The sequence below is a fragment of the Bradyrhizobium cajani genome (assembly GCF_009759665.1).
Classification (GTDB): Bacteria; Pseudomonadota; Alphaproteobacteria; order Rhizobiales; family Xanthobacteraceae; genus Bradyrhizobium; species Bradyrhizobium cajani.
The window spans coordinates 141,230-166,722 of the sequence record NZ_WQNE01000018.1; the positions used below are offsets into that span (position 1 = coordinate 141,230).

At 62.1% G+C, this 25,493-nt stretch carries 16 protein-coding genes; 14 read left to right on the top strand and 2 right to left on the bottom strand.

What is annotated here, in order from left to right:
- The first annotated feature begins 388 nt into the window (after positions 1-388).
- The 13 genes from GPL20_RS21765 to GPL20_RS21825 all read left to right on the top strand — a co-directional run bounded on the left by GPL20_RS21765 (position 389) and on the right by GPL20_RS21825 (position 13,413).
- The gene (locus GPL20_RS21765) at positions 389-2,059 is read left to right on the top strand and encodes an aromatic/alkene/methane monooxygenase hydroxylase/oxygenase subunit alpha (RefSeq protein ID WP_157331545.1); all 1,671 of its coding nucleotides are present in this window, start codon (positions 389-391) and stop codon (positions 2,057-2,059) included.
- Between the two features lie 84 nt (positions 2,060-2,143).
- The gene (locus GPL20_RS21770; RefSeq protein ID WP_157331546.1) at positions 2,144-3,184 is read left to right on the top strand and encodes a 2Fe-2S iron-sulfur cluster-binding protein; all 1,041 of its coding nucleotides are present in this window, start codon (positions 2,144-2,146) and stop codon (positions 3,182-3,184) included.
- A gap of 56 nt (positions 3,185-3,240) precedes the next feature.
- On the top strand, positions 3,241-4,311 hold the full coding sequence (locus GPL20_RS21775) for an aromatic/alkene monooxygenase hydroxylase subunit beta (protein ID WP_157331547.1): 1,071 nt from the start codon (positions 3,241-3,243) through the stop codon (positions 4,309-4,311).
- Between the two features lie 6 nt (positions 4,312-4,317).
- Positions 4,318-4,689: an MmoB/DmpM family protein gene (locus GPL20_RS21780; protein WP_027550986.1), complete on the top strand. Its 372-nt coding sequence runs from the start codon at positions 4,318-4,320 to the stop codon at positions 4,687-4,689.
- Positions 4,690-4,808: 119 nt separating this feature from the next.
- A complete protein-coding gene (locus tag GPL20_RS21785) occupies positions 4,809-5,831 on the top strand; it encodes an amidohydrolase family protein (protein WP_157331548.1) in 1,023 nt (340 codons plus the stop codon).
- 5 nt (positions 5,832-5,836) lie between these two features.
- A complete protein-coding gene (locus GPL20_RS21790) occupies positions 5,837-6,673 on the top strand; it encodes a metal-sulfur cluster assembly factor (RefSeq protein ID WP_157331549.1) in 837 nt (278 codons plus the stop codon).
- An 84-nt stretch (positions 6,674-6,757) separates the two neighbouring features.
- A complete protein-coding gene (gene groEL / locus GPL20_RS21795; protein ID WP_157331550.1) occupies positions 6,758-8,389 on the top strand; it encodes a molecular chaperone GroEL in 1,632 nt (543 codons plus the stop codon).
- 227 nt (positions 8,390-8,616) lie between these two features.
- Positions 8,617-9,111 (top strand): hypothetical protein, encoded by a 495-nt coding sequence (locus tag GPL20_RS21800; RefSeq protein ID WP_157331551.1) that lies wholly within the window; start codon positions 8,617-8,619, stop codon positions 9,109-9,111.
- A gap of 118 nt (positions 9,112-9,229) precedes the next feature.
- Positions 9,230-11,272 (top strand): sigma-54-dependent Fis family transcriptional regulator, encoded by a 2,043-nt coding sequence (locus tag GPL20_RS21805; protein WP_246250804.1) that lies wholly within the window; start codon positions 9,230-9,232, stop codon positions 11,270-11,272.
- Between the two features lie 112 nt (positions 11,273-11,384).
- Positions 11,385-11,732: a hypothetical protein gene (locus tag GPL20_RS21810; RefSeq protein ID WP_246250806.1), complete on the top strand. Its 348-nt coding sequence runs from the start codon at positions 11,385-11,387 to the stop codon at positions 11,730-11,732.
- On the top strand, positions 11,729-12,037 hold the full coding sequence (locus tag GPL20_RS21815; RefSeq protein WP_157331553.1) for a hypothetical protein: 309 nt from the start codon (positions 11,729-11,731) through the stop codon (positions 12,035-12,037). Before GPL20_RS21810 ends, GPL20_RS21815 begins: the two co-directional genes overlap by 4 nt.
- Positions 12,038-12,061: 24 nt before the next feature.
- Positions 12,062-13,177 carry a WD40 repeat domain-containing protein gene (locus GPL20_RS21820; protein ID WP_157331554.1) on the top strand — a complete coding sequence of 372 codons (1,116 nt, stop codon included), beginning with the start codon at positions 12,062-12,064 and terminating at the stop codon, positions 13,175-13,177.
- A 53-nt stretch (positions 13,178-13,230) separates the two neighbouring features.
- The gene (locus tag GPL20_RS21825; protein WP_157331555.1) at positions 13,231-13,413 is read left to right on the top strand and encodes a hypothetical protein; all 183 of its coding nucleotides are present in this window, start codon (positions 13,231-13,233) and stop codon (positions 13,411-13,413) included.
- A gap of 408 nt (positions 13,414-13,821) precedes the next feature.
- Here the strand turns inward: GPL20_RS21825 and cysN are convergent, their stop codons facing one another.
- Together cysN and cysD are read right to left on the bottom strand one after the other, a co-directional pair.
- Positions 13,822-15,693 (bottom strand): sulfate adenylyltransferase subunit CysN, encoded by a 1,872-nt coding sequence (cysN, locus tag GPL20_RS21830; RefSeq protein WP_157331556.1) that lies wholly within the window; start codon positions 15,691-15,693, stop codon positions 13,822-13,824.
- Complete coding sequence (cysD, locus tag GPL20_RS21835; RefSeq protein ID WP_157331557.1) at positions 15,693-16,631, bottom strand: sulfate adenylyltransferase subunit CysD; 939 nt, start codon at positions 16,629-16,631, stop codon at positions 15,693-15,695. The genes cysN and cysD overlap by 1 nt, the downstream gene beginning before the upstream one ends.
- A gap of 452 nt (positions 16,632-17,083) precedes the next feature.
- Between cysD and GPL20_RS39985 the strand changes: the two genes are divergently transcribed.
- Positions 17,084-25,493: VCBS domain-containing protein (locus GPL20_RS39985; protein WP_157331558.1), on the top strand; the 8,410-nt coding region annotated here is incomplete at its 3' end.

Here is a 25,493-nt window from a genome sequence, read left to right on the forward strand (position 1 = left end):
CTCATTTTCCCACTTACCCAATTGGAAATCACTTGGCCGGGCCCCAAGACGTGCTGGCACGCCCATTGCAAAGCTCCTGGGCACAACAACGCAGACTGCTCCGTCTGGGGCGAGCCGCGAAAAGAACGAGGGAAGGGGATGCTCAGCTGAAGGCGCACTTCAGGCGGGATGGGACATTTGCGATCGGGGCCGCTGGGTCCGAAGATCGCCCCTGTCATCCCCGGGGTGCTCCGCAGTCATCCTAGACCCTTGCCGATATCAAACGTCCGGTCGCGCGAGCGGCCGCGAGGTGGCCCGTAACGCACGGGTAAGCACTGCCCGGCCCGTCGAGGTCCTGGGCAGGCGGAATATCGAAGTGGTCTCTGACCCGATCAGGAGGATAGACTAGATGTCTGGAACGTTAACACTCAACAAGATCACCGCCCAGCGCGGCATTTCCGTCGGCGAGGCTGCAAAGAAGATTGCGGACCTCGGGTGGAATCCTTCCTACGTCCAGGAAGCGATGACCTTCCCCACGGACTACAAGATCGCGAAGGCGCCGAAGGATCCGATGAAGCAGGTCCTTCGCTCCTATTTCCCGATGCAGGAGGAAAAGGACAACCGCGTCTATGGCGCGCTCGATGCTGCCCTGCGCGGCGACATGTTCCGCAACGTCGAGCCGCGATGGGTCGAGTGGATGAAGCTGTTCCTGGCGATCATCCCGTTCCCGGAAATCTCCGCTGCACGGTCGATGGCCATGGTTGGACGTCTTGCGCCCGGCGAGGATCTCCGCACTGGCTTCACCATGCAGATGGTCGACGAGTTTCGCCACTCGACGATCCAGATGAACCTGAAGAAATGGTACATGGAGAACTACATCGACCCGGCCGGGTTCGACATCACCGAAGAGGCGTTCGGCAAGTGCTACGCCACCACCATCGGCCGTCAGTTCGGTGAAGGCTTCATCACCGGTGACGCGATCACGTCAGCGAACGTTTACCTGACCGTGGTTGCCGAGACCGCGTTCACCAATACGCTGTTCGTCGCGATGCCGTCGGAAGCCGCCCGCAACGGCGACTACGCGCTGCCGACCGTCTTCCTCTCGGTTCAGTCGGACGAGAGCCGCCATATCGGCAACGGCCACTCGATGCTGATGTCGATGCTGAAGGAGCCGGAGAACCATCTGCTGCTCGAGCGCGACATGCGTTATGCCTTCTGGCAGAACCACGCCATCGTCGACGCCGCGATCGGAACCTTCATCGAGTACGGCACCACCAACCGCGACAAGACCAAGGAGTCCTACGCGGAGATGTGGCACCGCTGGATCTTCGAGGACTACTATCGGACCTACATGCTGCCGCTCGAGAAGTACGGCATCAAGATCCATCATGACGACGTGCAGACCGCCTGGAAACGGCTGACCGAGAAGCACTACGTCCACAAGGTCGCGCAGTTCTTCGCAGTCGGTTGGTCGGCGAACTTCTGGCGCATCGAGGCTCAGACCGACAAGGACTTCGAGTGGTTCGAGCACAAGTACCCGGGCTGGTACGCTCAGTTCGGCGAGTTCTGGAAGTGGTACGAGAAGCTGTCGCATCGCGGGCAGACCAACATCCTCTTCAACAGCGATGTCGGCTATGTCTATCCGCATCGTTGCTGGTCGTGCCTGGTGCCTTGCCTGATCCGAGAGGACATCGTCACGGATGAGATCGACGGCAAGCTCTACACCTTCGCCCACGAGATCGATCGCTGGACGGCGGTCGAAGCTTTCGCCGGCGAGTATCAGGGTCGTCCGACCCCGGCGATGGGACGGTTCAGTGGCCGCCGCGAGTGGGAAAGCGTCTATCACAATGTGGATATCGCCGACGCCATCAAGGATCTGGGCTTCGTGCGTACGGACGGCAAGACCCTGGTCGCCCAACCGCACCTGCGCTTCGACGAGAAAGAGATGTGGACGCTCGACGATGTCCGCGGCCACATTCTCAAGAGCCCGCTGCTCACCCTGCGGGAGATGAGCCCGGCCGACCGAGAGGCGCATCTCGCAGACTATCGCAAGGGATTCACCATCAATCCCTGCAACTAAGCGAGACGGAAGGAGCCGGCTCCGGCTGGCTCCTTCCCTGTCAATCACCGGAAATTTCGCAAGCCTTGGTTTGAGGAGGCCCCTATGGGCGCGCCCGCTAATGTCGTTCGCCTGCAACCGGTAGGCATAGAATTCGAGGTCGAGGAGAACGAAACCGTTCTCGACGCCGCGTTCCGCCAGGGCATAGCGCTGCCGCACGGTTGCAAGGAGGGACAATGCTCGGCGTGCAAATGCGTACTCACCGGCGGTGATGTCGAGCTCAAGAAATATTCGACCTTTGCCCTCAACGAAATGGAGCGTGGTCAGGACTATATCCTGCTGTGCCGAACCTTAGCCTACTCGGATCTTGAGGTGGAGCTCCTCAACTATGACGAGGAGGTGCTTTCGAAGTCGATCCCCGTCAAGGACTTCACCGGCACAGTGACGAGCATCTCCGCGCTGACCCACGATATTCGGCGGCTCGAAATCTCGCTGGAGCAACCTCTGAAGTTCTGGGCGGGTCAATATGTCGACATCACGCTCCCGGGGGCAGAGACGATTACGCGCTCGTTTTCCATGGCAAATTCGCCGGGCGAAAGCCAAGAACTCGCATTCATCATCAAGAAGTACCCGAACGGACGTTTCTCCTCCCGGCTCGACGGAGACCTCGCCGTCGGAACCAGGGTCGGGATCAAGGGACCTTACGGCACCTGTTTCAGACGAGAAAACAAAACCGGAGCCATGATCCTGGTTGGCGGCGGCTCGGGAATGTCGCCGCTGTGGTCGATCCTGCACGATCACCTCAACTCCGGCGAAGTGCGTCCCGTACATTTCTTCTACGGGGCCCGCACGAAAAACGACCTGTTCTATCTCGATCGCTTAGCCGGTCTGTCCGAGAAGCATCCGGAGTTCAAGTTCGTACCGGTACTCTCTCATTCGGCCGACGACGCGACTTGGCACGGCGAAAAAGGCTTCGTGCACGAGGCGGTCGGAGCACACCTGCGCAGCTCGGGCTATGGCGAAGACGTCGACGTCTATGCCTGCGGGCCATCGCCGATGATCGAGGCACTGACGCCAGTCTTGCAGATGAATGATGTCGAATCGGACCGCGTCTTCTTCGACAAGTTCACACCGGCCACCAACTGAGACGTTCTGCGTGTCGACCTAGCGAATGCAAAGCCACCAATGGGAGGAGAGAGGCTATGACTGCCGTTCCAAGTGTTTCAGTCGGATCCGGCGCAGCCGGCGCTGCAATATTTCCTGACTCGGACAGCCGCAAGTACCGGTATTTCGAGCCACGCAGCAAGCGGGCGACGCACTACGAGGACGTGACTGTTGACGTCCAGCCTGATCCGGAGCGCTATCTGCTGCAGGACTGGATCATTTCTTTCCCGAACGGGAAGGGCGCCTATACCAAGGACAACACGGAGGCGCTGAGCGCGAACTGGCATGCCTTCCGTGCTCCGGACCAGGAATGGGAGCGCACGCACTACCAGCGCCAGTCGAAGATCGAGGCGATGGTTCAGGCGGTGATCGCTAATGGCCGCAAGTCAGGCGCCCCGAAGTCGTTCGACAAAGCATGGATCAAGATCCTGCAAAATCATCTCGGTGCGTGGAAGCACGTCGAATTCGGGCTTGGCACGTCGCTGATGCAGGCCCAGCGCTACGGCTATACCCAGATGATCAACAACGCGACGCTGACAAACTCGTCCTACAAGCTTCGCCTGGCCCAGGACATCACGCTCTATCTCGCCGAGATCGGAATGGACATTCAGGGCTTCGACGATGCGGCGGGCAAACGCACCTGGCTCGAAGACAAGGGGTGGCAAGGCACGCGGGAAGCGATTGAGTCGATCATGGGATCGCCTGACTATCTCGAGCAGTACTTTGCCACCAACATCGTGTTCGAGCCGCTCGTCGGCGAGCTGTTCCGCAGTGGCTTCCTCATGCAGACGGCCTCGTCGAATGGCGACTTCATCACGCCGCCCGTCATCTCGGCGGCGGAGGCCGACTATGAGCGCAATCTCGCGAACACGATCGACCTGATGCATCTGTTGGTCACCGACAATCAGCACGCAGCCCACAACAAGAAGCTGTTCCAGGGCTGGGTGAACAAGCATGTGGCGCTCGCCAACAAGGCGGCCGCTGGTCTGCAGCCGATCTGGTCGCAGCCGCATTCGAAGCCGGTGCAGTACGCCGATGCCCGCGCGCAGTCGGTCGAACGCATCAAGAAGATTCTCGGCGAACTCGGCCTCACTTTTCCCAAGGAGTAAATTGCAATGTCCGTTGCTTCCAGATCTGCCACCAACCAAAACATCTTCCAGAAGATGGGAGACCTTCGTTTCGAACAGACGATCTCCCATCAGTGCGGTGTGACCATGAACGACAGCGTTGAAGCGCGCGCCATCGCCGAATTCATGGGGAAGAAGCCGAACGTGACCGTGACCTATCAACCCGCTCTGATCCGCATCGACGGGGAGGGCAAGCTGATCTTCAAGATGGATGAAATCAGCGAGATTCTCGGCAAGGAAATGACGGCCGAGATTTTCGAGGTGAATACCTCAACGCACTATGGCCGGATGGTGCGTATCGATGACAATACGGTGACGCTGTTCGGCAATATGGACGAGGTCTTCGAATATATCGAGTGAACCTTTCTCCCGAGACTGGGTGGGGCTGCGTCCACCCGGATTGCAGCTCCACCATTTTCTCGCGCGGTCGGCCGTTCCCGACATCGATGAAAAAGCATCTATAAACCTTGGAGACTTTCATGTTCATAACCCCCACTGGCGAGGAAGTGTTCGTCATCGACGGTCACACCCATTTCTGGGACGGCAGCCCGGCGAACCAGCTCAACATCCACGGCAAGCAGTTCATTGATTGCTTCTATGCCTACCACACGTCGCTCAGTCCGAAGGACAAGCTTTGGCCCAAGGAGCAGTTCGAAAAATACAGCGCCGAACAGATGTATCGCGATCTGTTCATCGATGGACCGGACGACATGGCCATCGTGCAGTCGACGTACCTGACGGAATTCTACAAGAACGGCTTCAACACCATCGACCGCAACGCCGAGATGGCGAAGAAGTACAAGGATCGCTTCATCGTCAATGGCGCGTTCGACCCGCGCGATGGTGAACGGGCGCTTGAATACATTCACTATATGAAGGAGACGTTCGGTATCAAGGGCGTCAAGCTCTATACGGCCGAGTGGAAAGGCGACTCGCGCGGCTGGAAGCTCACCGACCCCAACGCCTATCGCTGCTTCGAGCTCTGCGAGAAGCTCGGAATCAAGAACATTCATGTCCACAAGGGCCCAACGATCATCCCGCTGGACAAGGATGCGTTCGACGTTCACGACGTCGATCACGCGGCGACCGACCTCCAGGGCCTCAATTTCATCATCGAGCATTGTGGGCTGCCGCGGCTTGACGATTTCTGCTGGATCGCGGTTCAGGAGACCAATGTCTACGGTGGCCTGGCAGTGGCGCTGCCGTTCATCCATGGGCGCCCGCGCTATTTCGCCGAAGTGAGCAGCGAACTCCTGTTCTGGGTCGGCGAAGACAAGCTTCTGTTCGGCAGCGACTACGCGATCTGGACGCCCCGCTGGCTGGTCGAAAAGTTCTGGAACTTCGAGCTGCCGGAGGATCTGAAGCAGGAGCACGGCGTCGATCTAACTCCGCAGGCAAAAAAGAAGATCCTGGGCCTCAACGCCGCGCGCCTCTATGGCGTCGACGTCGAAGCGCAGAAGGCGAAGCTGGGGACAAAAGCTCACGCGGTCGCGGCGGAGTGACGAGGATGGACGAGGTCCTTCCACATCGCGACCGGAGAACCAGCGAGGTGTGGACACGCCTCGCAACGGTCACGGATCCTGAACTTGACGAGTCCGTGACCGACCTCGGATTCGTCGAGCTCGTCAATGTCCATGACGATGGCGGAGTCGACATCGTCTTTCGCCTGCCGACCTACTGGTGTTCGGCGAACTTCGCCTTCCTCATGGCCGACGACATGCGTCAAGCGGTGTCAGCGTTGCCGTGGGTTCGGGAAGCGCGACCGCAGCTCCGGGATCACATGGTCGCCCAGGAGATCAATCGCGGCGTCAGCGGGGGAAAGTCATTCGCCGAAGCCCTCAAGGACTTTGCGCCTGGAGGATCTCTTGACGACTTGCGCGAGAAATTCCGCCGGAAGGCGTTCGAGCGGCGCCAGGAGTTCATGATGCTGGCGTTGCGCGGACTGGGTTATGAGGATTCGGCGATCTGCCGGATGACTCTAGGCGCTTACGATGAGGTCGACTTTGGGTCGGGAGAAGTCGCGCGCCGGAAGTTGCGCTACCGTGAGCTGTTGGTTGAGCGCCATCTGGCCCATCTTCCAGACGATCGCGCCTTCGTTACTTACGAGGGCTTGGCCATCAGGCGTCACGAGCTGGTCTCGTATCTCCAGCGGTTGCGGGGGGTGCGGATCAATATGGAGTTCAACAGCTCGCTTTGCAGGGGCCTTCTAGCCTCCCGCTATCGCGAATTCGATGGTGGTAGTCCGGAACGGGCATCCACCTGCGGTGCGTGTGGCAGTGGTTGTGCCGGCCCGACCATCGGACTGGAGGCCGCCGCCGAAAAACATACTGTCGCGCCCGCGTGAGACGCGTCTGCGACTGCCGACAACGGAGCGGTCAGCAAGTCCGCCCGACCTGACAAACACGAGACCACGTGGGGAGTGAACGCAATGCCAAAAGTTCTGCTGCATGACGTAGAGGCCCGTCGCGCCCTTGCGCGTGGAGTCCAGAAGCTCGCCGCTGCCGTCGAGTCGACGCTCGGGCCCAAGGGCATGAATGCGATGGTCGACAGGCCGATCGGTACACCGATCGTGTCACGCGATGGCGTCACCATCGCGTCCGAGATCGAGTTGCCCGATCGCTTCGAGAACATGGGCGCCCAGGTGGTGCGCGAGGTCTCGATGCAGACCAACGAAGTCGCCGGGGATGGTACGACGACCGCGATGGTGCTTGCAAATGGTCTCATTCAAGGAGGCGTTGCTGCCCTGGAGCGCGGCGCCAAGGCTGTAGATCTCTGCAAAGGTATTGACCGGGCCGTCGAGGTCGTTGTCGAGACCCTGAAGAGCGCGGCAATTGCCGTCTCAGACTGCAAGACGCTCCAAGCGGTAGCGACAATTGCGTCGACCGATGCACATCTCGGCGGGCTGATTGCGGAGGCCGTGGAGCGCGTCGGCAAGGATGGCATCATCAGTTCCGATTACGGGCTGACGACGAATACGACGCTCGAGGTCGTCGAAGGCATGTCGTTTGACCGTGGTTACATTTCGCACCATATGGTGACCGATGTCGAGAAAATGGAGGTGGTGCTCGATCAGCCTTACATTCTTCTGACGGATCTGAAGATCAGGACGCCGGGCGAGCTGTCGGCGGTGCGCGCAGCGGTCGCTTCGACCGGGCGGCCGCTCGTCATCGTCGCTGAAGAGATAGCGCCGGAAGTCGTGCCGACGCTGCTTGGTGACGGCAACCGCGGGAGGGTGCTGGTAGTCAATCCGCCCGACTACGGCCACTGGCGCAAGGCGATGATGGACGATCTCGCCATCATAACGGGGGGACGGGTGATCGCCCGCGAGCTTGGCGGCAGGCTGGAAGAGGCCGGCCTTGGCGATCTCGGCACCGCCCGCCAGGTTCGGGCCAGTGCCCGCGAAACCGTGATCATTCGCGGCGGGGGTGACAATGCGGCGATCGCCGCGCGGCGCCAGCAGGTCGCCAAGCAATACGATCTGGCACCACCGAACATCGAACAGGACAAGCTCAAGGAGCGGCTGGCGAAGCTCTCGGGCGGGACAGCCGTGATTTTCGCCGGGGGTGTCACGCCTGTGGAGCAGAAGCGGACGATCCAGTTGATCGACGATGCACTCAGTGCGGCGCGTGCGGCAGCCGAGGAGGGCATCGTGCCGGGTGGTGGCACCGCATTGGCACAATGCGCGCCTGTGGTCGCCCGCACGCTCGGCAACATCAATGGCGATCTGGGCGAAGGCATCAAGCTGGTGCGTGAGACATTGTCCCGCCCCGCCGCGTTCATTGCCCGGAACGCGGGCCACGATGCGGCAAAGGTCGTGGCCGACTTGCAGTGCGCGCCGACGGGTGTCGGCTTCGATGCTGCCAACGGCAAGTTCCTCGACATGGTCTCGGCCGGCATCGTCGACCCTGTCCGAGTGACATACACGGCGCTTCGGAACGCGGCTTCGGTCGCCAACCTGGTGCTGACTACAAACACGCTGGTTGCAGACGTGCCGGAGTACGTCGATCCGACACAGGGACCAGCACTGGGCGGCGGGGCAGAGAAGCTTGGGCGCGCATGAGGCATGTGTAGGCGGTCCGTATTCCGCCGCGCCGTATTCCGCCGCGCCGGATACCGTGGCCAGAGTGACGCGCGAGATGGTGGCGACAGCTTGAGCTCCGTGATCGCGCGATTGGACGGTGACAATGATCTAGATCGGGCTACAATCTTGCAAGCTCCGGCATGGCCGAAAGGAGGCGGTACAACAAGCCTCCACGGCCAACCGACTGATCGGGTGAGGAGGAGACCATGGTCCACATCATTTCAAAGCGCGATGGCCCGCACCGCGAGGAGACCGCGGCAAAGGACTTCATTCAGAAGAACCGCACGAAGATCGACGCAGTCGCCAATCATCTCACTGGTGGGCGCTGGCAGGAGTTGCGCAATCCCACGCCTCCTCCTCAGCCCCAGCCATCAGGCAAGCTGTGGTACACGCCGCCGGGCCGTCCGAGAGAGGCGGAACCCTATGTGCGGATCAGCCTCAACGGCCGTGTCGTGATCGCAGATCTCGCGTCGGGACGGCAACTCCATTTTGTCGGCGAATTGCGTGGAAAGGGCCAATCGCGATACTTCGCCCTGGCAACGCGGGAGAACGGGCTCTTCGAACCGCTGGACGAGGAAATCCGGAAAGTCCTCGCCGATCTTGAGGGCGCGAGCGTGCCCGACGAGACGTCCGAGCAGCGCCTGGAACAAGTCATCTCGGGCCGTCTCGGATTGGATGCCGTCGCTAAGAGCGCCGAATGATCTCCGCGAGCCGGGCCTGTGGGGGTGACGATCCCGATCAGGGCCGGTTCAGGTCGTTTCTGCCGATCGGGTTGTTTGCCAACTTACGTATGGTGCTCCAATGCTGACGGAAACGCTCATGGCTAAGCCGCCGTTTTCCCTGGAAGGCTACAAGGTTCCGGGCGTCACGGATGTCGAGCAGGGGCAGCCGTACGATGAGCGAGAAACCAACAGGGCGTGGGAAAACTTTCTGACGTCCGGCGACCTCAGGCGCGAGAACGCGCTGGTGCGCGGCGTCATCGAGGAATCATGGCAGCGCAGCGTCAAGTCCGGGGTCAATGCGCATTGCAAGGGCAGCAATCTCGTGGCCTCGCCGGACGATCTCTACGAGTTGCGTCTGAAGAACGATGACTTGCTGGGTTCGAGCGCTCAGACCTTTCGCCGCGTCGCCGAAGTGCTCGGCGACGCCGCGACCATGCTGGTCATCACCGACAGGAACGGCGTCGTGCTCGATGTGGGCGGCGATCAGCGGACGATTGATGCAGGGCACGATATTCGCCTCGAGGTTGGCGCCGCCTGGGGTGAGACGGTGACCGGCACTAACGGCATCGGCACTGCGCTCATCACGGGAAAACCGGTCCATGTCCATGCTGCCGAGCATTTTTCCGAAGGCATCAAAGCCTGGACTTGCGTCGGTAGCCCCATTCGCAGCCCGATCGACGGCAGCATCATAGGCATCATTGATTTTTCCGGACCTCAGGCGATCTTTCACCGGCACAACGTCGCACTGGCGGTAATCGCGGCCAATCACATCGAGCTCGCGCTCTCGGAAAAGATTCGCCTTGAAAGAATACGGCTGCTCGAGGCCAGCATTTCGCGGATGCCGGGGATGGGCAGCAGCGACGGAGTCGTGATTCTCGACCGGTTTGGCAGGGTCGTTCATCACAATGACATGGCGTCGGTTCGCTGGCGACGGATCGCGCAGTCCGGCGACTTGAGCATCGGAAATCGGATTCTTCCGAGCAGCGATGGTCGCTTGGCTCAAGACCTGGCCAATGGGCTGCCGGAGGAATTGCGCGAACAGCGGATTGAGCCATTGCTCGTCGACGGTATTGTGAAGGGGGCAATGCTCGTGCTCGCATCGAGGCCGCGGATGAATTCACCCGCGTCCCAAGTTTCGCCGATTGCGCGCGCAGCCCTCTTGTCGGCGAAGGAAGCGATTATCGGATGCAGCGAAGCATTGCAGGATGTCGTCGAAAAGGTTGAACGGGCGGCACTCGGCCGGACGGCTATTCTGCTCGAGGGCGAGACGGGAGTTGGCAAGGAGCTGTTTGCTCGTCTCGTTCATGCCGCCAGCCAGAAGACCGGCAAGGAGCCTTTCGTCGCCTTCAATTGCGGTGCGGTCTCGAAAGAGCTTCTTGGCGGTGAACTGTTCGGACATGCGCCGGGCGCCTACACCGGCGCCACACGAGAGGGGAAGCCCGGCCGCTTTGAATTTGCCAATGGTGGCGTGTTGAGCCTCGACGAGATCGGCGAGATGCCGCTGGATCTTCAGCCGTACCTGCTCCGGGTGCTGGAAGAGCGTGCGGTGTACCGCCTCGGCGACAACAAGCCGCGTCCGGTAGACGTCCGGCTCGTGGCGTCGACCAATCGGAATTTAAAGCAGGAAGTGGTGGAGGGACGTTTTCGGAAGGACCTCTATTTCCGGATCGGCGTCGTCAAGATCACCATTCCCCCGCTCCGGGAGCGCCTGGGCGACGTCGAAGTCCTGATCGATCACTTCAATCGACAATTTGCGGACACCTATAGCACCCAACCGCTGCGCTTCGAGGCAGCTACGAAGGAACTGTTGCGGCGCTATAGCTGGCCCGGGAATGTACGCGAACTGCGCAACCTGATCGAGAACCTCGTGTTGATGACGCTCACCGGCGTGGTTACGCCCAGGGACTTGCCCGAGGATTTCGTGGAGGCGGCAGCTCAGCCACCCTCGATGCCCTCGCCGACGGGCCATGGCTCAACGCCGGAAGGTGACGAGATCGCGCGCTTCGACGACATGGAGCGTCGCGCCATCGAGAGGGCCGTCGCAAACGCCGGCGGCAACATTGCGGCCGCCGCCGAGAAGCTGGGGCTTTCACGTGCCACGCTGTATCGCAAATTGCATCAGTATCGTTCGCGGAGCTGAGGACGGGATCCGGCATGGCGACGCTCTGGGACGGGCAGAAGGGGGCGAGGAGTCTGCTGCGGCGGCGCTCGCGTCACAGATCCTTTCGCGTGCGGACCGCGACGTAACCTTCATGGTGCACCTGGTTGGCGAAAGCCAAAATCTACTGGTCAGGCATTTCGTGGTGTTCATCGAGACCGAACTTGCGAAGCGCGGCATCAACTATGGCGCGCATCCGTTATTGCGTCCATTTATCGAAACGCATGCACGCGAACTGACGGACTTCGTCTTGCAGGGCATCGGTTTGCGGCATCAGTTCGGTCTGCAGGCGCTCGAGACCATGGCCGGCGATCCATCGCGGTTGTTGAGGGTCGATCTATGGGACTCGCTGCAATGTCACATCAATGATGCGCAGCAACACTTCGTATCGGGCGTGGGTGGCTTGCAGCGGATCCTGCGCCAGATCGAGAGTGGTGTATGAGCGCCGGTCCCCTGACCGTTGTCGAAATGCTGACCTGGCGGCTGCAGGTCGTTCAGGAGATGTCGGCCGTTCAATCGCGCAATCTGCTCAACTGTCAGCTTAGCGGCGGCGCGGAATTCGAGATTCAGGGCATCGAGCAAGAGATTGCGACCTCCGGCGGTTCGCATGAACTGGCCAAGGCGCTCGCCGACGCGCGTGAGCGCTTGCAAAAAGCAAACACCGGAATGGCAGAATGTGACGCTCAATGCGCCGCGCTAGAGCAACGCCTTGAAGAATTAGACAGGCGGATTGCCGCCGGTAAATGAGACGACCCGAACGTGAGGCGACCGATGGATACGATGGAAGCAGAGAGCGCGACGCTCTATGAATTGCTTGGGCGGCATTGGACCGTGGGTACGGCCGTTACGAATACGGTCTTCGATCCCGCGGGACAGGGTGTTGCGTTCGCGCTCGCCGATGGCGCCCTGGCGATAGCTCCGTTGACTGACGCCGAGCCGGCGCAAGATCGCTGTCGCGTGGCGCTCGATGAGGGGCGGGCGACGATTTCACCGCGGCGGAAGCCGGTGCCGCCATTGACGAAAGTGATAATCAGCGATGCTCCGCTACATCTTTCTGCACTCGGGACCTCGGACTTTATTGCCACGGATCACGGCAGACTGCTTCGCGTGTCGGCGTCCGGCGTCACGCGGGTGGTGTCGAGCCACGAGGCGCCTATCGATCTCCTTGCTCCGGTACCGGCGGGAGGCATCCTGACCGCTTCCGGCGGGTCAATCATATTTTACGATTCCAATGGCGAAGTCGCCTGGCTGCAAGAGCGGGTCGGAGGGCATGCCTCGGCAATGGCTGTAGTGCCGGATGGTCGGCACTTTGCGATTGCAGCCGACGGTCGTCTGCTCGTCCGGAGCTTCGGGCCACGACCCGAGCCCTCCACCTCATTTGAGTTGGGCTCAGTCTCGGCCTTGTCGTGGAGCCCTGATGGGAGCTGGTTGGCCGTATCAGCCGGGAAAACAGGTATTGTTTTGGTGCGTCTCGCCGATGCGCGAACCGTCAGGATTCCGACCTATCCCGCAGCTGTTGCATCTCTTTCGTGGAGTGCGGACTCACGCGTCCTTGTTACGAGCGGGGCCTATCGGATGATCGCATGGGACGTTCTCAGCCTTGAAGATGAAAGCGATCAGCCGACGAATCTCGCTACGGGTCGCGCCCGGTTCGTTCTCGTCGAGACGGCGGATATTCACCCAGAGCGTCGCCTGGTTGCGGCAGGTTACGCCGATGGCACGGTCGCGGTCGCAAGGATCGGACAATCCGACGAATTGATCGTCAGGTCGCCTGGTCGAGGTGCCGTCCAGACCCTGCGTTGGTCTAGCGATGGCCAGCATCTTGCATTTGGAACAAGCGACGGGGAGGCGGCGATCGTGACGTTTCCCCCGTACATTTTCAAGTAAGTTGATCCGGTACCAAGCCAGAGGGCCTTGCAAGCCTCACAAGGAGACACGTTATGACCGCTACCCGATCGCTCAACGAAGCCGAAAGCAAGGATCAATTTTTCAAGGAGCTGGCGGAACTTTCGGAGCGCATGATCGCCGCGCATGGAAAGGAGTTTTCTATGGGCGCTCTGGTGCTGGCCGCGAGGTTCATCACTGAAAATAAGCCCTTCGAGCGAAGCGTAGCAACGCAGTGACGCGCGCTTCTGCTGAAGGCGAAATTCGTGGTGGGGTATTGAGGGGGACGATATGCTAGAGAGACTTTTTAGGGACGATGAACTTCTCGTGCGGGCGATCTGTGCTTCAATGTCTTGTTTGACGGCTTCCGGTCAGCTCGATCCGAAGGTTTGTCCAATTTGATGCGGTCGTTCACACTCTGTTGTGGGGTGGACCATCCGTGCCGACGCTAGATCCATCTCGTTAGCACATTCATGCTCGGCATTGACCTTCCTGGCTCGCCGCCATCTTTATTGTCGTTGCATGGCAGGGCGTATTCGGGCGAATGATGCGAGCGAGCCGCTTCAAGAGAGCAGCAAGCATTGGTACACTGACATGATGATGTCGCGATCTGAACTCGCTGTTCGGACGTCGCATCAACTCGTCGCCTATACGATTCCGAGCGCGGCCAGCTTCTTCACGATCAGGTCTGCCAATTGCTCGGGCTGATGACCAATCGTTTGCAAGTGGATTTCGGGGGTTACCGGTGGTTCGTATGGGGCATCGAAGCCGGTAAAGTTCTTGATCTGGCCGGCTTTCGCTTTGGCGTAGAGGCCTTTTGGATCACGCCGTGCACATTCGTCGACAGGTGTGTCGACAAAGACCTCGATGAATTCTCCGTCGCACACGAGACGTCGCACCATGTCCCGCTCAGTGCGGTACGGAGAAATGAACGAGCAGAGCACGATCAGGCCTGCATCCACCAGGAGCTTTGCCGCCTCTCCGGCGCGACGGATATTCTCAACCCGGTCCACTTCCGTGAAGCCGAGGTCCCGGCTGAGGCCATGGCGCAGATTGTCGCCGTCCAGCATCATGGTGTGGTGGCCGTCGCTGTGAAGGCGTCGTTCGACGATGTTGGCTATCGTCGACTTGCCGGCACCCGACAGGCCGGTAAGCCATATGATGGCTGGCTTCTGGTGCTTTTGCGCAGCGCGCTCCGACTTTCCTATCAGTGTGGCCTGCCAGTGGACATTGGAAGCGCGCCGCAGGCCAAACGCGATCATGCCCGCACCGAGGGTATGATTGGTCGTGCGGTCGATGACGATAAATGATCCGGTCTTGCGGTTCTGCCGGTACGGGTCGAACGCGACTGGGGTGTCAGTCGACAGATTGCAGAACGCGATATCGTTGAGGCCGAGCGTACGCGCGGCCAGATGTTCGCGCGTGTTGACGTCGATCTTGTACTTGATCCCGGTGACAGTAACAGGCGTCGTCCGGGTGCCAATGCGGACCAAATAGGATCGGCCTGGCATGAGTTGCTGGTCGCTCATCCAGATGACATGTGCAGCGAACTGATCCGAGACTTCGGGGGGAGAGTCCGGACTGGCCAGCAGATCGCCGCGGGCGATGTCCAACTCGTCCGCGAGCGTGATCGTGATCGCGTCGCCGGTGTGGACGCAGGTCCGAGCGCCGTCTGCGGTCAGAAGTTCCTTCACTCTTGAGATTTTGCTGGAGTTGGCCACGGCGACGGGATCACCGACATTGATCGTCCCGGATGCTACCGTGCCGGCGTAGCCTCTGAAATCCAGATTGGGTCTGTTGACCCATTGCACGGGGAAGCGGAACGGGTCGTCGACCGTATCACCGGTCACATCAATGGTTTCGAGATGGTCGAGCAGGCTCGGCCCGCGATACCAGGGCGTGTTGTCCGACACGTTCGCAACGTTATCGCCGTGTCGGGCCGAGATCGGAATCGACACGATCGACGAAAAGCCGAGCTCTTCGGCGAAGGCCCGGTATTTGTCGACGATGCGAACGAAGACGTCGCTTTGATAGGAGACCAGATCGATCTTGTTCACGGCCAGGACCACATGGCGTATGCCGAGCAGCGAACAGATCAGGGAGTGTCGCCGGGTTTGAGCCAAAACACCTTTGCGCGCATCGACCAGGAGGACGGCGAGATCCGCTGTCGATGCGCCGGTGGCCATGTTCCGCGTGTATTGCTCATGGCCAGGCGTATCCGCGACAATGAAGGAACGCCGCTGTGTGGAGAAGATGCGATATGCAACGTCGATCGTGATCCCTTGCTCCCGTTCGGCCTCCAGTCCATCCATGAGAAGTGCGAGGTCGATGTCGTCTCCGGTGGTGCCGTGTCGTTTCGAATCCGCCGCCAGTGCGGAGAGCTGATCCTCAAAGATCAGCCTGGAGTCGTGGAGGAGGCGGCCGATCAGCGTAGACTTTCCGTCATCGACCGATCCGCAGGTGAGGAAACGAAGCAGGTCCTTGCTCGGCGCCTCAGCCGGAAACTCGCGGCTCTCCATCAAAAATAGCCTTCGCGCTTCTTACGCTCCATTGATGCGGGTTCATCGCCGTCTATCAGGCGATTCTGCCGCTCCGAAGTTCGCGTCGCCCTCATCTCCGACACGATATCTTCCAATGTTGTGGCGCTGGACTCGATCGCTCCGGTCAGGGGATAGCAACCCAGCGTTCGAAATCGAACTCGCCGCGATTCCGGCTGCTCGTCCGCAACAAGGGGCAGTCTCTCGTCATCGACCATGATCCAGGAGCCGCCGCGTGCCACGACCGGCCGGTGTTTGGCGAAATAGAGCGGCACCACGGGAATGTTCTCCAGCTGGATGTAGTGCCAGACATCCAGTTCGGTCCAGTTCGAGAGTGGGAAGACGCGAACGGTTTCGCCGGGCCCGATACGGGTGTTGAACAGATTCCACAGTTCGGGACGTTGGTTGCGGGGATCCCAGACGTGTCCGCGCGAGCGAAAGGAGAAGATACGTTCCTTGGCCCGGCTCTTTTCTTCGTCCCTGCGAGCGCCACCAAAAGCCGCATCGAAGCCGTAGAGGTCGAGCGCCTGCTTGAGTGCATGGGTCTTCATCACCTGAGTGTGGACCGACGAACCTGAGGTAACCGGCGAAATGCCGCGTGCAAGACCGTCTTGGTTGACGTAGACGAGCAACTCGATGCCGAGGCGGCGCGTGGTCTCGTCCCGAAACGCGATCATCTCCTGAAACTTCCATGTCGTATCGACGTGCAACAGTGGAAACGGCAGCTTTGCGGGGTAGAACGCCTTGAGCGCCAAATGAAGCATGACGCTGGAGTCCTTGCCGATCGAATAGAGCATCACCGGCCGCCTGAATTCGGCGATGACTTCGCGCATGATCTCGATCGATTGAGCTTCGAGGCTCTTGAGGTGTTTAGGAAGCGCGCGCCGCGTTCCGTCTGCGATCGGTGCCACGAAATTCATGAGAAGACGCCTCCAGCCGCAATTCCCGAACTCGGGAGAAACGAGGGCCGTTAATACCCGCGACGGAAAACGCCCGGCGAATCATATCGCTGCATGCTTCGAATTTCATAGCTGAATTTCGTGCGCGCAACGAGAATTCATTCATATCGCGATTTGTGATGAACGGCTCTTCGGCGTTTCGTACGCCTCGGGCGGTAATCACAACTGATGAAAAAGGGCGCATGTGAATGCCCGTTCGCAGCCTTCGGGAGCCGAATACCATACCAATGGCGGTCGAGAGTCCCGCCGCTAGAGAATGGCGTCGGAAACTCTCGGTGATCGTCCTGGGAATTTCACGAAGAGCATTGCTTTCATCCATCGCTAGATGGAAGGCGCGACGACAGCGTCGATCGAATTTCTTCGGCGGTGACCCTCAACCGTTTTACGTGGCCTATTTTCGGATGGAATGAATAATGCTGCATGTCGGCAGTGACGATCGGCATTTTTCGCTCTCTATTTCGCAGGAGCTTTCAGTCGAAAGCGCGCCGGACGCATCAGCCGTCACGATTCAGGATACGCATCTCCTCGGAGCCGATTTAAAGCGTGCCGGCGATGACCTGAGGCTGATCGGGACCGACGGAAAGATCCATGTCGTTGCCGGCTATTTCAAATCGGAGAATCTGCACGCGCTGCGGTCGCCCGATGGTGCGACGCTGAGCGGCGAAATCGTCGCTGCCCTGGCAGGGCCTGTCGCACCCGGACAATACGCAGCCAAGGATGCTCCCTCGCCGGCGATGCAGGTGATCGGACACGCGGTACGTGTCGAAGGCCAGGTGACGGTTCTGCGCAACGGCGTTGTCGTGGCGCTCAACAATGGCGACGTGCTGCTCAAGGGAGATGTGGTTCAGACCGACAGCCGCGGCTCGGCTGGACTGGTTTTCAACGACGGCAGCGCATTTCATATCGGCCATGGTTCGCGCCTCGTATTGAGTGAATTCAAGTTCGACCCGCATGGAAGCGTCAATCTCGAGGTTTTCGATCTCGTCCAGGGATCGTTCACTTTCGCCTCCGGCAAGATTGCCCAGTCGGGTGACATGCGGGTCGGGACGCCGGTCGGCTCGGCGAAGATTGCAGGTTCGGCCGGCGGCGGCGAGATCTCGCCGGATGATGGATCGGTCACGTTGTCCATCTTTCATCAGAATGACGGGCAGCATCAGGCGACGGCGTACGATCGGAACGGCAACGCCATCGCGACGATCAGCAGCGAAGGTGGCAAGCTGGAGCTGAAGCCGACCGGTCCAACTCAAATTGCCGCGAGCGAGCAGGCGAAGACGGACGCCGACAGGGCAGGCGAGCTGGACGCGTTGACCAGCATTCTGCAGATCAAGAACCTTGCGGAGCGCTACAGCAGCGTCGCGCCCGGCGGCGCCGGTACGCGCGGTTCGTCGTCGCCGCTCGGCTCGTACGGTCCGGGGCCTGACCTGCCGTCGTCTCAGCCGAATGGAGCTTCTGTTCACGGCACGCCGGTGAACACTGGTGCAGAGATCGCCTTCCATCCGCCCGGCGGTGGAAACGGCGGAGCCGGTCCCGAAAATGAATCGAACGCCGGACCGCCGGTCAATGATGCGCCGTCGCTGGCTCTCAATGCCGGATCGGCGCTGGTTGCGCTCGAGCAAACGCCGGTCGCGGTTGCACCGGCGCTGACGCTGTCCGATCCGGACAGCCACACTTTGCTCCGGGCGACGATCCAGATCACCGGCAACTATCGGCCGGGCGAAGACATCCTGACGTTTGCGAACACGGCGTTGATCGAGGGCAGGTTCGATGCGGCGACCGGCACGCTGACGCTGACGGCCAGAGCCGGCCAGCAGCCGTCGATCGCGGATTTTGCGGTTGCGTTGCGTGCGGTCTTCTACGCCGATATCAGCGACAATCCGTCGCCACTGACTCGAACGCTGACGGTAACGGTGCAGGACCCGGACGGCACCGATCACGGCGGGCACGATTTGGCCGTCGCCACCCGCGAGCTGACGGTCGGTGCGGTCAACGACGCGCCGGTTATCCACGCTGCGCAGACGACGGGCGCGATGCAGGAGGATACGGCGCTCGATCCCCAGGGGCGGCTGCACGCCGGCGGTGCGATCGCGTTCACAGACGTCGATCTGGCGGATGCACATGTCGTCTCGGCCACCTTCGTCAGCTCGACCCGCGCTGGCGGACTGGCGCTCGGGACCATGAGCGCGCACCTGACTGCCGATACCGTCAATGGCCTCGGCGGGCAGGCGACGTGGCAATATCTCGTCGACAACGCGGACGTCCAATTCCTGCGGGCCGGGCAGACGGTCACGGAAACCTATGCCGTGACCGTCAGCGACGGTCATGGCGGACTGGCGAGCCGGAACGTCACCATCACGATCACCGGCGACGAAGATGCACCGATTCTGGCCGATGCATCGCGAAGCACCAGGGAAGCCGCTGACGCCTCCGCGCAGCACATCACGCTGACGGGCACGCTGCCGGTGACCGATCCCGATGTCGGCGATACGTTGACGGCTTCGATCGCCGGCCCGCCGGTCGTGACTCCGGACGGCCACGCCTTCGCCCTGCCGGCAGGGGCGGCGTCGCTGATCAACAACGCACTGTCATTCCATGCGGGCACCTCGAACGGCGGCACTGCGGGCATCGGCTGGACTTATGATGCGTCCGCGGCCAACCTGGATTTCCTGCGCGAAGGGCAGAGCTTGGTCCTGACCTACACGGTCGAAGTCAGCGACGGGCTCATCACCAGCAACCAGCAGACCCTGACCATCACCATCGCCGGCACCAACGACGTGCCCGTGGTGACGGGCGACACCGCGGCCGTCAACGAGGCGGCCGATGCTCACGCGCAGGTCATTTCGCTGGCGGGCTCGATCTCGGCTAGCGACCGCGACGTTGGCGACACGCTGACAGCTTCGGTGGTCGGCGCACCCGTGGTGAGCCTCGACGGGCACGCCTTCAATCTGCCGACCGGCGCGCTGGCGCTCACCGACAATGCCGCCTTTGCGATCGACTCCACTGGTCACCTGTCGACCGGCTCCGCCACGACGTTTGGCTGGACCTACCAGCCGGGCGCGGCAGACCTCGATTTCCTGAAGCAGGGCCAGACGCTCACGCTGACCTATGCGGTCGTTGTCAACGACGGCACCGCGACCAGCTCCACGCAATATGTGACGATCACGATCAACGGCGCCAATGATGCGCCGGTGGCGGTTGCGCACAGCTACACGACCGACGAGGACCATGCGCTGGTGGTGCCGAGCGCGGGCATGCTCGCCGGGGCGAGTGACCTCGACGGCGATGCGCTCCACGCGATCCTCGTCAACGGTCCGGCCCACGGCACGCTGACGCTGAATGCCGACGGCTCGTTCAGCTACGCGCCGATTGCCGACTACAACGGCACCGACAGCTTCACCTACAAGGTCAATGACGGTCTCGCCGATTCCAACGTGGCGACCGTCAATATCACCGTGCAGGCGGTCAACGATCCGGCCGTGGTCTCGGGCACCAGCACCGGCACGGTGACGGAAGCGGGCGGCGTCAACAACGCGGTGGCGGGAACACCGAACGCGACCGGCACGCTGACGGACAGCGATGTCGACAATCCCGCCAACACCTTCACGGCGGTCGGGACCGCCACGCCGAGCGACCACGGTTACGGCACCTTCACCATGACGTCGGGCGGCGTCTGGACCTACAATCTCGACAACAGCAACAGTGCGGTTCAGGCACTCAATGCCGGCGGGACGCTGACCGACACGTTCACGGTCACGACCATCGATGGCACCGCGCAACAGGTCACGATCACGATCAACGGGACCAATGATGCGGCGGTGCTGTCTGCCGATACGGTCAACCTGACCGAAACCGATTCTGTGCTGTCGACCAGCGGTACGCTGACGATCCAGGACGTCGACAATCCCGAAACCTTCGTGGTGCAGGCGGGCACGGTCGGGCACTACGGCACCTTCACCGTTGCTCAGGACGGTGTGTGGGCCTATGTCGCGAGTTCGGCACATGACGAGTTCGTGGCCGGGCAGACCTACACCGACACGTTCTCCGTCGTGAGCTCGGACGGCACGGCCTCGTCCGTCACGATCAATATCCTCGGCAGCAACGACGCGGCTTCGATATCCGGCACCACCACCGGTTCGGTGACCGAAGCAGGCGGCCTCAACAACGCGCTGCCGGGGACGCCGAGCGCGAGTGGCACGCTGACCGACACCGACGTCGACAATCCCGCCAACACCTTCACGCCGGTCACGACACAGACAGCCAGCCTCGGCGGTTTCGGCATCTACACCGTCACGTCGGCCGGGGTCTGGACCTACACACTCGACAACAGCAATGCCGCGGTTCAGGCGCTCAATGCTGGCGGCACGCTGAGGGATACGTTCACGGTCACGTCCATCGACGGCACGCCGCAGGTCGTCACGGTCACGATCAACGGCACCGACGATGCCGCCGTGATATCGGCGGTGACGCGCAATCTGGCTGAAACCAATGCGCCGCTGTCGACCGGCGGCACGCTGACGATCCTGGACCCCGACAGTCCGCAATCCTTCGTCGCGCAGGCCGGCACGGCCGGGCAGTACGGCACCTTCACGCTCGCCACGGATGGCACCTGGAGCTACGTCGCGAGTTCGGCACATGACGAGTTCGTGGGCGGGCAAACCTACACCGACGTTTTCTCCGTCGCGAGTTCGGACGGCACCACCTCGTCCGTTACCATCAACATCCTCGGTACCGACGATCCGGCCACGATGAGTGGGACGACGACCGGTTCGGTCATCGAGGCGGGCGGCGTCGCCAACGCGGTGCCGGGGACGCCGACCGCGACCGGCTCGCTGACGCTGTTCGATCCCGACACGTCCTCCGTCACCTTCGTGGCCGTCGCCGCGCAGACCGCCAGCACCGGTGGCTACGGCACCTACACCGTGTCCTCGGCCGGCGTTTGGAGGTACACGCTCGACAACAACAATTCCACGGTGCAGGCGCTCGCCGCCGGCGCGACGATGACCGACACCTTCTCCGTGAGGGGAAGCGACGGCAGCGCGCAGGTCATCACCATCACGATCACCGGAGCCAACGATGCGCCGGTGCTATCCGGCGACAATGCGGCGGCGCTGCTGCAAGGCTTGGCGACGACCATCACCACGGCCGACCTCGGCGTCAGCGATGTCGACAACAGCGCGAGCCAGCTCATCTTCAACGTCAGCAGCACGCAACGCGGCTACGTGGCGCTGTCGAATGCGCCCGGCGTTGCGATCACGAGCTTCACCCAGGCACAGCTCGCCGCGGGCCAGGTGATCTTCGTCAGTGACGGCACGCTGAACCCGGCCGCGAGCTTCACCGTGTCCGCGACCGACGGCAGCGTGACCAGCGTGCCGGTGCTGGTCAATGTCGCCGTCACCAATGATTTCGTGCTGCCGGGCAACATCAACCTCGGCGCCGTCTCGGAAACCATCAACAGCCTGACCCAGTCCGGCGGCACTCTGTCCGGCACCGGCACGCTGATCGACGCCAACGGGGCGACCTTCACGGGCGGCACCGAGAGCGGCAGCGGCACGACGATCGTCAATGGGCTCGCAACCTTCTTCGATGCCAATAACGAGACCTTCACGCTCGACGGCAGGACGCTCGAGCTGCGCGGATCCGGCCAGACCGGCGCCTTCTCCGGCGATACGCTTCAACTGAACAACGGTGCGGCCTTCAAGATCGATGCCGGCGTCACCTTCACCGATGCGACGACCGGCGGGAGCGCCTTCAACATCGCATCGAGCGCCGGAAGCGGAACCCTCAACGTCGCCGGCAACTACGACAAGACCGGCAGCGGCACCACGATCGTCAGCACGGCGGTCAACAACAGCGGCGTCATCGACGCCAAGGCGGGTACGCTCGATCTCGCCGGCAACGTCACCAACACCGGCACGCTGCAGGCGGATGGCGGCGGCAAGCTGCTGGTTGCGGGCAATGTCACCGGCACCGGGGCGGTCACCATTGGCAATGGCGGCACGGTCGAATTCGGCGCGGGCGTCGGATCCAATCAGACCATCACTTTCAACGGCGCTCTCGCCACGCTCAAGATCGATGCGCCGGCGAGCTTTGCCGGCACCATCGGGGGCTTCAGCGGCGCGACCGACGCGATCAATCTGGTCGGGATCAACTACAATTCCGGCCAGTTTTCCCAGTCGTTCAATTCGTCGACCGGCGTTCTGCACGTCACCGACGGTACCCATAGCGTCGATCTGCATTTCAGCGGACCGACCTACGGCTTCGCATTCTCGGCCGACGGCTCCGGCGGCACCGTGATCAAGCCGTCCAACGTCTATACCGTCCACAACGCGGCGGAGCTCAACGCGACGCTGCTCGCCATCAGCGTGGGTGGCGGAGCTGCTGCCACCAACACCAACTATTCGATCGAGTTCGCAGGCAACATCTCCATTGCCTCGCTCGGTGCCAATTTGACCGCGATCAATCTGGCCAGCGGCAGCCATCTCGTCATCAATGGCGCGGGCTATTCGCTAGACGGCGGAAATGCTTATCGCGGCCTGTTCGTGTTCGGTGGCAACGTCTCGATCAACAATCTGAACATCGCGCACACGCTGGCCCAGGGCGGCGCCGGCGGTACCGAAGGCGGCGGCGGTGGTGCGGGCCTCGGTGGCGGCCTGTTCGTGGCGGCGGGCGCAGCCGTCGCGATCGATGCCGTGACGTTCACGGGCGGCGCGGCCAAGGGTGGCGCCGGAGGTTACTGGGGGGGTGGTTCGAGCTCAGGCCAAGGTGGCGGCGGTGGTGGCATGGGCACCAACGGCGGCGGCGCTTTCGTCAATCACAGCTACAGCATGGGCGGCGGCTTCTACAACGTCACCCAAGGGGACCCGGGCGGTACGCTCGGTATCAACGTCCCGGGGCATGCGGGCTATTCGCAGGCCGCTGCCGGCGGCTCATGGCCAGGCAGCGGCAGCCTCACTCCGGGTGCGCATGGCGGCTTCGGCGCGGGCGGCGGTGGCGGTGCGAAGGCCTACCTGAGCAGCACCATGGGAAGAGCCTTCAGCGTCGGCGGCGACGGCGGTTTCGGCGGCGGTGGCGGAGCCGCGGGCTCTTTCGGTAATGGGTCGGGAACGACAGGCGGTGCCGGCGGCTTCGGTGGCGGCGGCGGGCGCAGTTCCGGCGGCAACCCGGGGGGCGCTGGCGGGTTCGGCGGCGGTGATGGTGGAGGCCCTGGCTTCGGCAATGCCGGCGGCGGTGGCGGCCTTGGTGCTGGCGGCGCGGTGTTCGTGCAGGAAGGCGGTTCGCTGACGATTGCGGGCAGCTCGGTCTCGGGCAACTCAGTCACGGGCGGGCTGGGCAACCGCGGCGGAGGCGACGGACAGGCGCTCGGCTCCGGCATCTTCATCCAGGGCAACCAGAGCATCACGTTCGCGCCGACTGCAGGCGAGGATACCGTCATTGCCGATACGATCGCCGACCAGGGCGGCAATGGCGGCAGCGGCCACGTCGAGATCGCAGGCAGTGGCACCGTGCACTTCGCCGGCGCCAACAGCTACGTCGGCGGCACCACCATCGACAGCGGCAGCACGCTCGAGGTCGAGGCTGGCGGCAGCGTCGGCACCGGCGCCATCGTCGACAACGGCACGCTGAAGTTCGAGGCGCCCGGCACCATCGTCAACGCGATCGCGGACAATGGCGCGATGACCATCGCCAACGATGGCATTTTCGAGTTCCGGGCCGCGGTCACTGGCACAGGAACGTTCAATTTCGCCCAGGGTCACGCGATCACCGCCGTGTTCGACACCGGGGTGCCCACGGTCACCATCAAGGGCTTCGATGTCGGCGACACCATCGATCTCAGATCGGTTGTCGCGACCTCCTACACGATCGATGCGAACAATCTCGTGACGCTGAAGAATGTCAGCGGCACCGCAGTGGCGACACTGCATTTCGATCCGGCCCAGCATTTCGATCTCAACCTTGCTGTGGTCGCGGACGGCAATGGCGGCACCAACATCCGCCTGGCGCAGACCAGCTTCACGGTGAGCACCGCGGCCGAGCTCAACGCCGCACTGACGGCAATGAGCTCGGGCGGCAACGCCTATGGCGCGAATCTCAACTACGTTATCCATTTCGCTGGCAATATTTCGCTGGCGTCGCTGAGCTCGGACCTTGCCGCCATCAATCTCGCCAGCGGCAGCAAACTGACGGTCGATGGTGCTGGCTTCACGCTCGACGGCGCCAATACCCATCGTGGCTTCTTCGAATATGCCGGCACCGTCACGTTCAAGGACATGACGATTGCGCACACGCTGGCGCAGGGTGGTGCCGGCGGCATCGGCGGTGGCGGCGGCGGCGCCGGACTTGGCGGCGGCCTGTTCGTCGCGGCGGGTGCCACGGCGACGATCGCGAACGTGACCTTCGTCGATAACGCGGCCCATGGCGGCGACGGCGGCGGCGTGAACCCGTCCGCCTGGACATTTCAAGGCGGTGCCGGCGGCGGCGGCATGGGCACCGACGGAGCCCTTGGCTCCACGACCGGGGTGCAACATTTCTATAGCCGGGGGGGGATCCAAGGCTACACCGGCTGGGGCTATGCGGGCGGCGCGGGCGGTGGCCTCGGCCTGTCGAATCTTCCGGGCGGAGGCGGGGCAGGGGCGACGTCGTATCGCGGATCGTCCCCGGCCTCCGGCACCTTTGGCGGTGGTGGCGGCGGCGGTAACGCCTATCTCGCCTCCCGGAAAGCCGGAACCACCGGTGCACAGGGCGGCTTCGGCGGAGGCGGCGGTGCTGGTGGCGGCTTCAACACGAACACCAACAGCTACGGCAACGGCGAGAACGCCGCCGGCGGCA

What these genes read in the sequence shown, in the direction of transcription:
- GPL20_RS21815 (WP_157331553.1), top strand. Translation starts at nt 11,729, where the DNA reads ATGAGCGCCGGTCCCCTGACCGTTGTCGAAATGCTGACCTGGCGGCTG.
- GPL20_RS21810 (WP_246250806.1), top strand. Translation starts at nt 11,385, where the DNA reads ATGGTGCACCTGGTTGGCGAAAGCCAAAATCTACTGGTCAGGCATTTC.
- groEL (WP_157331550.1), top strand. Translation starts at nt 6,758, where the DNA reads ATGCCAAAAGTTCTGCTGCATGACGTAGAGGCCCGTCGCGCCCTTGCG.
- GPL20_RS21790 (WP_157331549.1), top strand. Translation starts at nt 5,837, where the DNA reads ATGGACGAGGTCCTTCCACATCGCGACCGGAGAACCAGCGAGGTGTGG.
- GPL20_RS21800 (WP_157331551.1), top strand. Translation starts at nt 8,617, where the DNA reads ATGGTCCACATCATTTCAAAGCGCGATGGCCCGCACCGCGAGGAGACC.
- GPL20_RS21825 (WP_157331555.1), top strand. Translation starts at nt 13,231, where the DNA reads ATGACCGCTACCCGATCGCTCAACGAAGCCGAAAGCAAGGATCAATTT.
- GPL20_RS21780 (WP_027550986.1), top strand. Translation starts at nt 4,318, where the DNA reads ATGTCCGTTGCTTCCAGATCTGCCACCAACCAAAACATCTTCCAGAAG.
- GPL20_RS21785 (WP_157331548.1), top strand. Translation starts at nt 4,809, where the DNA reads ATGTTCATAACCCCCACTGGCGAGGAAGTGTTCGTCATCGACGGTCAC.
- cysD (WP_157331557.1), bottom strand. Translation starts at nt 16,631, where the DNA reads ATGAATTTCGTGGCACCGATCGCAGACGGAACGCGGCGCGCGCTTCCT.
- cysN (WP_157331556.1), bottom strand. Translation starts at nt 15,693, where the DNA reads ATGGAGAGCCGCGAGTTTCCGGCTGAGGCGCCGAGCAAGGACCTGCTT.
- GPL20_RS21805 (WP_246250804.1), top strand. Translation starts at nt 9,230, where the DNA reads ATGGCTAAGCCGCCGTTTTCCCTGGAAGGCTACAAGGTTCCGGGCGTC.
- GPL20_RS21820 (WP_157331554.1), top strand. Translation starts at nt 12,062, where the DNA reads ATGGATACGATGGAAGCAGAGAGCGCGACGCTCTATGAATTGCTTGGG.
- GPL20_RS21775 (WP_157331547.1), top strand. Translation starts at nt 3,241, where the DNA reads ATGACTGCCGTTCCAAGTGTTTCAGTCGGATCCGGCGCAGCCGGCGCT.
- GPL20_RS21765 (WP_157331545.1), top strand. Translation starts at nt 389, where the DNA reads ATGTCTGGAACGTTAACACTCAACAAGATCACCGCCCAGCGCGGCATT.
- GPL20_RS21770 (WP_157331546.1), top strand. Translation starts at nt 2,144, where the DNA reads ATGGGCGCGCCCGCTAATGTCGTTCGCCTGCAACCGGTAGGCATAGAA.